An 8,151-nucleotide genomic window follows, 5' to 3' on the forward strand; every position below is an offset into this window, starting at 1 on the left:
CGCCTTTAAGCGGCGATTCTGAAGCGCGACACACCCGTGCGCAGACCGTTCGCGACGTGCGTGAGATCGTCGATTGCCTGCGACGACTGGCGCAGCGACTCGGCCGTCTGTTGCGCGGCCTCGGAGAGTTGCGAGAGCGCCTGCGAAATCTGGTCCGCGCCGGTCGCCTGCGTCTGCATGCCTTCGTTGATCATCGAGAAGCGCGGCGCGAGCGTCTGCACCTGATGGATGATCTGCGAAAGCTGTCCGCCTACCTGCTGCACGTCGAGCATGCCGCGGCGCACTTCCTCCGAGAACTTGTCCATGCCCATCACGCCCGCCGCGACCGCCGATTGAATCTCCTTCACCATCTGCTCGATGTCGAACGTCGCGACCGCCGTCTGATCGGCGAGGCGGCGGATTTCCGTCGCGACCACCGCGAAGCCGCGCCCGTACTCGCCCGCCTTTTCCGCTTCGATCGCCGCGTTCAGCGAAAGCAGATTGGTTTGATCCGCAACTTTCGTGATGGTCGCGACGACCTGATTGATGTTGCCCGCCTTCTCGTTGAGGATCGCGAGCTTGCCGTTCACCGAGCCTGCCGCTTCCATCACGAGGCGCATGGTTTCCTCCATGCGCGTAAGCCCCGCCTGACCGGTGCCCGCGAGCGCCGCCGATTGCTCCGCCACGCCCGAGACTTCGTTCATCGTGCGGACGAGATCGCGCGCGGTCGCGAAAATTTCCCGCGACGTCGCGCCGATTTCCGTCGTCGTCGCGGCCGTTTCGCTCGCCGTGGCCTGCTGCTCGCGCGCGGTCGCGGCGATCTCCGATACCGACGTCGTCACCTGCACGGCCGATTTCTGCGCCTGGCCGACGAGGCCCGTGAGTTCATCGGTCATGCGGTTGAAGCCCGCCTCCAGCGTGCCGAACTCGTCGCGGCGCGCGAGCGCGAGGCGCTGCGTGAGATCGCCGGTACGCATCTTGTCGACGACGTCGACCATGCGCAGCATCGGCACCGTCAGCGCCTTCATCAGCATGAAGCCGAGCACCGCCGCCGCCCCGATCGCCACGACCATGATGACGATGAGCGTCGTTTCCGATTTCTGCACCGAGCCGCGAATGCTTTGCACCGATTTCGCGTTGAAGACTTCGTTATGCTCGACGAGCGCGCGCGTCGCGGCCTGACCCGCTTCCCACGCCGGCGTGAGACGCGTATTGAAGGTCGCGACGGCCGCGTCCTTCGCACTCGCGAGCTCTCGCAGCGTCTGATCCTGTACCGGAAGGTAGAGGTCGCGCTGGCGCTTGAATTCGTTGAAGAGGCGACGGTCGTCTTCTTCGAAGATGGTCGGCGCGTACGTTTCCAGCAGCTTGTCGATGCTCGCCCGCGTTTCGGCGAGATGCTGCGTGTCGCGGCGTATCTGCTCTTCGTCGCGGTCGATGAAGACGAGCCGCTGCGTCAGCGTGTAGTTCTCGATCCAGGCCGCGCGCAGGTCGTTGGAGACCGAGAAGCCGATCATCGAATCGTCTTCGAGGCTCTTTGCTTCGCGATCGATTCCGCCGAGCAGCGTGTATGACAATGCGGCCATGACGAGCATCAGGGTAAGGATGATGCCGAAGCTCGCCAGAATGCGATGCCGGATGGACAGTTGCTTCACGCGTTTGAGCCCTATAACTGGAAAAGGACGACCGCGCGCCGCGCGAGAAACGCGAGGCGTCGCGGATGCAGATGGATTTCCGCGCGTGAAAGACGCGCTGCCACACCGTGTTAACGGCCGATTGTGGCTGCGCTTGAATCCGGTGTGTCGAGATGAATCATTTCACCGTGTTTCAGCACGGTGAACGCGTCCGCGGGCAGGCCGGCGCGGCGCACGGCTTCGGCCAGACGGCGCGGCGGCTCGTCGAGCGGTTCGTCGGTCAGCTCGAACGAACCCCAGTGAATGCCGATCGCCTTTTTCGCATGCACGTCCTGGAAGATGCGCACGGCTTCTTCGGGATCGACGTGCTGCGCCTGCATGAACCAGCGCGGATCGTACGCGCCGATCGGAATGAGCGCGAGATCGAAGCCGCCGAAACGCGCGGCGATATCGCGGAAGTCCGGCGAGTAGCCCGTATCGCCCGCGAAGTAAAACGAATACGGACGCGCCGCGCCTGCCGGCGTTTTCACCACCCAGCCGCCCCACAGCGTTTCCGCGCGATCGAATGGCGTGCGCGCGGACCAGTGCTGGCTCGGCACGAACCAGATATCGAGGCCGGCCGCGTGCGTTTCGTCGCTCCAATCGAGCTCTTCCACATTCGTTATGCCGATAGCGTTCATCCACTGTTCGATGCCGAGCGGCACGAGAAAGCGCGGCGGCCCGCCCGCCTGACGGTTGAGCGCTTCGACGCTCGGCTTGTCGAGGTGATCGTAGTGATTGTGCGAGATCAGCACGATGTCGATATGCGGCAGCTCGTCGAGCGTAAGGCCGGGCGGCGTCTTGCGCTTCGGGCCGATGAACGAGAACGGCGACGCGCGTTCCGAGAACACCGGATCGGTGAGGATGTTCACGCCGTCGATCTGCACGAGCGCGCTTGCATGACCGATCCAGGTGAGCGTGTCGGCGGTGCGGTTGGCCTTGAGCCAGGCGATGTCGGGATGCGCCATCGGAAAGTGATAGCCGTTCGCCGGCGGCTTCGGCAAGCCTTGCTTAAAGCGCTCCCAGCGCCACTTCAGGAACGATTCGCGCGGCAAGGTTCCATAGTTGTTCTCGTAGCCCGACGAAGTGCGTTTTGCGTGATGCAGCGGCTGCGGCTCGTGCGATGCAGCTTCCTGGCTGCGCGCCGGCGTGCCTGATGCGCAACCCGCGAGCAACGCGAGCGCGCACAACGCGACATGAGGACGTCGCGCGAACACATCGGAGCAAAAAGCGAAGACGAGATGCATGTTTTGACGAAGTGCGCGCATCGCGGGCAGTCGATTGTACGGAATGCATGGAGAGCACGCTGTGCGCGCTCTGGTCCGATCATCGGAAAATTGCGTTGCGCCTCGTCCCGCAAGGCCGGGCCAGATAATTCATCGCTCTAAGCCGGAGTCGGCCCGCTTCTTGCGTTCAACTGCCCCAGCGCCGAAACAAGGCGTTTTCGAAATCCAATCGCGGCGCGTGCTGCTTTTTCGATGCGGACATCGCATCCCAGCACGCAGCAGGCCGGTGCCAGAGACGGGGGCGTCATGAGTGGCAGTCAAAGAAGAAACGCAACAAACACGTTCAACCCGCAATTGCATACGATGCACGCCATGCTGGTGTCCCGCGCGGCATCGCACATCGCGAGCGCGATGCGGCCCGAAGGCCGCGACGAAGCGCTCGCGGAGGGCATTACTGAAGTCATCGCCCATTGTGGAAACGCGGGGCTCGGCCTCTTTCTCGCTGCGGTCTGGCATTGGCTCGATGAACGCGACTACCACGAAGCCGCCGACGCCGTGCAGCACTACATCGAAAGCGGCACGATGCCGACGGTCAAGCCAACGCCGAAAGTGGTGCGGCGTCGCGACGTGCGCGTGACGTAACCATCAGGTAACGCATCGGGCGACGCGTCAGGTGCCGAACCATCCGGCATCGACGTAATAGTCGCGCGCGGTGCAGCGCGCCGCATCGTCGGATGCGAGGAACAGCACCATGCGCGCGATGTGTTCCGGGTCGATCCGCTCATGCAGACATTGCTGCGCAAGCAGCTGCGCCTCGCTCTCCGGCGACTGCCACAACTTCATCTGGCGCGGCGTACGCACCGCGCCGGGAATCACCGTGTTCACGCGAATGCCATGCTCGCCGAGTTCGCGCGCAAGGCCGCGCGTGAGCCCTTCGATCGCGGCCTTCGCGGTCATGTAAAGCGTGAGATCGGGCAGCGCGAGATGCCATGAGATCGAGCCCATGTTCACGATCGCGCCTTGCTTCTGCGCGCGCATGCGCTTCGCGGCCGCCTGCGCGCAGAAGAACTGATGCCGCAGATTCACGGCCATGCGCTCGTCCCAGTACGCAGCGCTCACATCGTCCCAATGATGGCGGTCGTCGCTCGCGGCATTGTTGATCAGCACGTCGATGGAACCGGCTTCGCTCGCAATGGCATCGAAGGCTTGCTCGATCGCGCCGGCATCGCGCAAATCGCAACGAAGGAACTTCGGCGCATGCTGCTCGCTCGCGAGCGTCTGTTCGAGTTGACGCGAATCGGCCTCGGCGACATCGATGAAAAACACGCGCGCGCCCTGCTTCGCGAACGCCTCGACGATCGCCGCGCCGATGCCGCTGCCGCCGCCCGTCACGACAACACGCTTGCCCGCAAGACTCGGATAGATGGCGTAGGACATGGCGGCTCGCTCAATGTGAATGACGCGGATTGCCGCGCGTTTCGATGACCTTCAGATACAGCGTCGCGGGTTCGAGGCATCCGCCCGTCGACAACTGTCCGACCGTCTGCCGATACAACTCCTGCCACGGCGTCTGCGCAACCGGCGCGGCGAACGACGATTGCGCGCGACGGCTTTCGAGTTCGGCTTCGTCGAGCAGCACGTTCACGCTGCGGGCGTTCAGATCGACGCGAATCCGGTCGTTCGTGCGCAGCATCGCAAGACCGCCGCCGATTGCCGCTTCCGGCGACATGTTCAGAATCGACGGACTCGCGGACGTGCCGCTTTGCCGGCCGTCGCCCATGCAGGGCAGCGAATCGATGCCGCGCTTGATGAGCTCGGCGGGCGGCGCCATGTTCACGACCTCCGCACTGCCGGGATACGCAACGGTGCCGCAGCCGCGAATCACGAGAATGCAGTGCTCGTCGATCTCGAGCGACGGATCGTTGATGCGCGCGTGGTAATCCTCGGGACCGTCGAAGACGATCGCGCGCGCTTCGAACGTGTTCTCCGCGCCCGGCTCGCTCAGATAGGTCTTTCTGAACGCATCGCCGACGACCGACATCTTCATGATGGCGCTATCGAAGAAATTGCCCGACAGGACCATGAAACCCGCGCCGTGTTTCAGCGGATCGTCCGCCGTGCGGATGACCTCGTTGTCGGCGGCGGGCGCATCGCTCGCGATCTCGCCGATCGTGCGGCCCGACACCGTCAGACAATCGCGCGCGATGAGTCCGGCCTCGTCGAGTTGCCTAAGGACCGCAGGCACTCCGCCCGAGCGATGAAAACTCTCGCCGAGATACTCACCCGCGGGCATGCAGTTCACGATGAGCGGCACTTGCTCGCCGTGGCGCTGCCAGTCGTCGAGACTCAGTTCGATGCCCATGTGCCGCGCGATCGCGATCAAGTGCGGCGGGCAATTCGTCGATGCACCCAACGCGGATGCAACGACGATCGCGTTAATGAACGCCTCGCGCGTCATGATCTTCGACGGCCTCAACTCTTCACGCACCATGTCGACGATGCGCTTGCCCGTGGCATACGCCATCTGTCCGCGCTCGCGATACGCGGCGGGAATGCTCGCGCACGTCGGCAAGGACATGCCGAGTGCTTCGGCGAGACTGTTCATCGAGAGCGCGGTGCCCATCGTGTTGCAATGTCCGATCGACGGCGACGATGCGGTCGTCAGGCGCATGAAGCCTTCGTAATCGATCTCGCCCGCCGCGAGCAGATTGCGCGCGTGCCAGATCACCGTGCCCGAACCGACCCGCTTGCCTTCGTACCAGCCATCGAGCATCGGACCGCCCGAGAGGACGATCGCGGGCATGTCGACGGTGGCGGCCGCCATCAGACATGCGGGCGTGGTCTTGTCGCATCCGGTGGTGAGCACGACGCCATCGAGCGGAAAGCCGTGCAGGATTTCGACGAGACCGAGATATGCGAGATTGCGATCCAGCGCGGCGGTCGGACGCCTGCTCTGCTCCGCGAGCGGATGCACGGGGAACTCCATCGGGATGCCGCCGGCATCGCGAATGCCCGCCTTCGTGCGCGCGGCCAGTTCGATGTGATGGCGGTTGCAAGGCGCGAGATCGCTGCCGGTCTGCGCAATGCCGATGATCGGGCGGCCCGATTGCAATTCCTCGCGCGTCAGGCCGTAATTCATGAAGCGCTCGACGTATAGCGCGGTCATGTCGGCGTGCGAGGGATCGTCGAACCACTCCTGGCTGCGCAGGCGCTTGGGATTCTGTTGGGGCATGAGGTGTCTCTCCATCATTCACAGTCGTTCGACGCTGTGTTCATAGTGGTGTTACCGGTAACATCGCGATCAATGTTAGCACGCAATCGCGTTACTGCTTCGGCTTAAGCGCTTTCGCGCGCTATCACGGAATAGGCCACGCGCACGCGCTTGGCCGGCGGTGCAGCAACGCCCTGATCGCGCGCTTCGAGCGCCGCGAGCAAGGTCTCTCCGGTGCGCAGGCCGATGCCGTATGCGTCGACGGAAACCGTCGTGATCGATGGCGTGCAGCATGCGGCAACCTCGAAATTGCCGAAGCCCGCGACGGCGATATCGTCCGGTACGGTGAGGCCGCGCCGGTGACATTCCATTATCGCGCCGAACGCGGACATGTCGCTCACGCACATCACGGCCTGCGTGTCGGGCCATGCTTCGAACAGTGCGGCCATCGCCGGGCCGCCGTGACTCATCGTGATGGGCGAATCGCCGAGACGGATGATGCGTCGATCGTCGAGGCCGAGCGCCTTCATCTGCGCACGAAAGCCTTTCAGACGATCGAGACCGCGACGGTCGAGCTCGCTCGCCCCGCCAAGGAAGCCGATGCGTTGGTAGCCTGCGTCCGCCAGATACCGCACCATTGCGCGCGCGGCGCTGACGTTGGAAAAACCGACGGCGGCATCGATCGGATCGGAAGGCGAATCCCACATCTCCACGACAGGAATGCCCGAGCGGCGCAACAGCGCGCGCGTCGCTTCGGTGTGACGCGAGCCCGTCAACGCGATGCAGCGCGGCTGATGACGCAGCATCGAGCGCACGAGCCGTTCCTCGCGATCCAGATGGTAGTCCGTGTCGCCGATCAGCAATTGCAGGCCGTGCGGTTCGAGCGACGCGGAAAGACCGCGCACCGTGTCGGAGAAATTCGAGCTCGCAAGCGACGGCACCAGCACGGCAACGAATTCCGAACGGCCGGACGACAACGCGCCGGCAGCGGCATCGGCGACGTAGCCGAGTTCGTCGATAGCTTGCTGCACGCGTTCGCGCGTCGCCAACGCAACGCTATGTCCGGCGAGCACGCGCGATACGGTCATCTTCGACACGCCGGCGAGACGCGCGACGTCGGACATGCGCGGCGGGCCGGCGGAAGGATCGAAGTCTTGCTCGGACATGCGGCGATGGTCCTCAGTCGACGCGGACCCAGCCGTCTTCACGCTGTTCCAGGATGACATGCAGCTTCGTCGCGCCTGCTTCGCGGTCTGAGGCGGTTACCTCCGGGAAAGCGCGCTTGATGTCGCGATCGTCGGCCCACGGAGCCACGCTCTCCAGCTTGTAGGTGTAGGTAACGTCGGAACGGTGAGCGGTGGGATCGGGCTCGGTCCAGCTCACGACCTTGTCCAGCTTGACGTGCGCGTAACAAAGCATCCAGGCGCGCGGATCGCTCGTCGCGTTTGGATCGCCGGCGGGCCGGTTGGTTTCGACCGCGTACTTTTGCCCTTCGCCCGTAAGGCTGTACGCGAGGCCGTTCTGTTTGGCGTTAGCGTTCGCGGATGTCGGGGCCGCTCGCGCGATGAGCCCGCTCTTTTCGAGCGCAGCGAGCTGTTCGCGCAGCGCGGCAGCCGAATATTCGTTGAGGTCCCGATTGCTATAGGCCGATGGGAACGCGTAGGGGCCGCGGCCGCTGCGATTCAGGCATAGCAAGCCGCGATTCGTTTTCATGTCGGCGGAAATCGCTTCGCCGAGGCTGGACTCGCTTGCATCGTTCTTCTTGCCGCACGCCGCAAAAAGCAGCGTCGCGCTGACGGCGGCAATCAACAGGCTCGTTCTCATATGCGCTCCGGGATGGGTCGGCATGATGGGTACAACCTTTCGATGCCATTCTACCGACTGAAGCAGCGCATCGGAGTTGGAACGGCACCGGAACAGACTTCGTTGATGCAAATGCCGCGCCCCAACGCAAAAACCCCACCTTTTGGGGTGGGGTTTTTGTTTGAAGCATGAGGAGCCTGACGATTACCTACTTTCACACGGGTATCCGCACTATCATCGGCGTGGAGTCGTTTCACGGTCC

The 8,151-nt window shown here is 63.8% G+C and carries 8 protein-coding genes; 1 reads left to right on the plus strand and 7 read right to left on the minus strand.

All coding sequences use genetic code 11. The features are described 5' to 3' along the window. Positions 1-5: 5 nt before the first annotated feature. Both NCT05_RS21400 and NCT05_RS21405 read right to left on the minus strand, forming a co-directional pair. Entirely contained in the window at positions 6-1,631 is a 1,626-nt protein-coding gene (locus NCT05_RS21400; RefSeq protein ID WP_250458043.1) for a methyl-accepting chemotaxis protein, read from the minus strand. 110 nt (positions 1,632-1,741) lie between these two features. Beyond that, on the minus strand, positions 1,742-2,917 hold the full coding sequence (locus NCT05_RS21405; RefSeq protein WP_250503118.1) for an MBL fold metallo-hydrolase: 1,176 nt from the start codon (positions 2,915-2,917) through the stop codon (positions 1,742-1,744). Between the two features lie 330 nt (positions 2,918-3,247). Between NCT05_RS21405 and NCT05_RS21410 the strand changes: the two genes are divergently transcribed. After that, the gene (locus NCT05_RS21410) at positions 3,248-3,517 is read left to right on the plus strand and encodes a hypothetical protein (protein ID WP_239294385.1); all 270 of its coding nucleotides are present in this window, start codon (positions 3,248-3,250) and stop codon (positions 3,515-3,517) included. Positions 3,518-3,544: 27 nt separating this feature from the next. Here the strand turns inward: NCT05_RS21410 and xylB are convergent, their stop codons facing one another. The 5 genes from xylB to NCT05_RS21435 all read right to left on the minus strand — a co-directional run. After that, entirely contained in the window at positions 3,545-4,312 is a 768-nt protein-coding gene (gene xylB / locus NCT05_RS21415) for a D-xylose 1-dehydrogenase (RefSeq protein ID WP_008352779.1), read from the minus strand. Between the two features lie 10 nt (positions 4,313-4,322). Beyond that, positions 4,323-6,107 (minus strand): IlvD/Edd family dehydratase, encoded by a 1,785-nt coding sequence (locus NCT05_RS21420; RefSeq protein WP_008352778.1) that lies wholly within the window; start codon positions 6,105-6,107, stop codon positions 4,323-4,325. Positions 6,108-6,211: 104 nt separating this feature from the next. Then, on the minus strand, positions 6,212-7,252 hold the full coding sequence (locus NCT05_RS21425) for a LacI family DNA-binding transcriptional regulator (RefSeq protein ID WP_250503119.1): 1,041 nt from the start codon (positions 7,250-7,252) through the stop codon (positions 6,212-6,214). Positions 7,253-7,265: 13 nt separating this feature from the next. Then, positions 7,266-7,910 carry an SEN1982 family lipoprotein gene (locus NCT05_RS21430; RefSeq protein ID WP_250503120.1) on the minus strand — a complete coding sequence of 215 codons (645 nt, stop codon included), beginning with the start codon at positions 7,908-7,910 and terminating at the stop codon, positions 7,266-7,268. A 50-nt stretch (positions 7,911-7,960) separates the two neighbouring features. Then, a partial coding sequence (locus NCT05_RS21435) for a hypothetical protein (protein ID WP_250436093.1) occupies positions 7,961-8,151 on the minus strand: 191 nt, incomplete at its 5' end.

This window comes from Caballeronia sp. AZ7_KS35, from assembly GCF_023631045.1.
GTDB lineage: Bacteria > Pseudomonadota > Gammaproteobacteria > Burkholderiales > Burkholderiaceae > Caballeronia > Caballeronia zhejiangensis.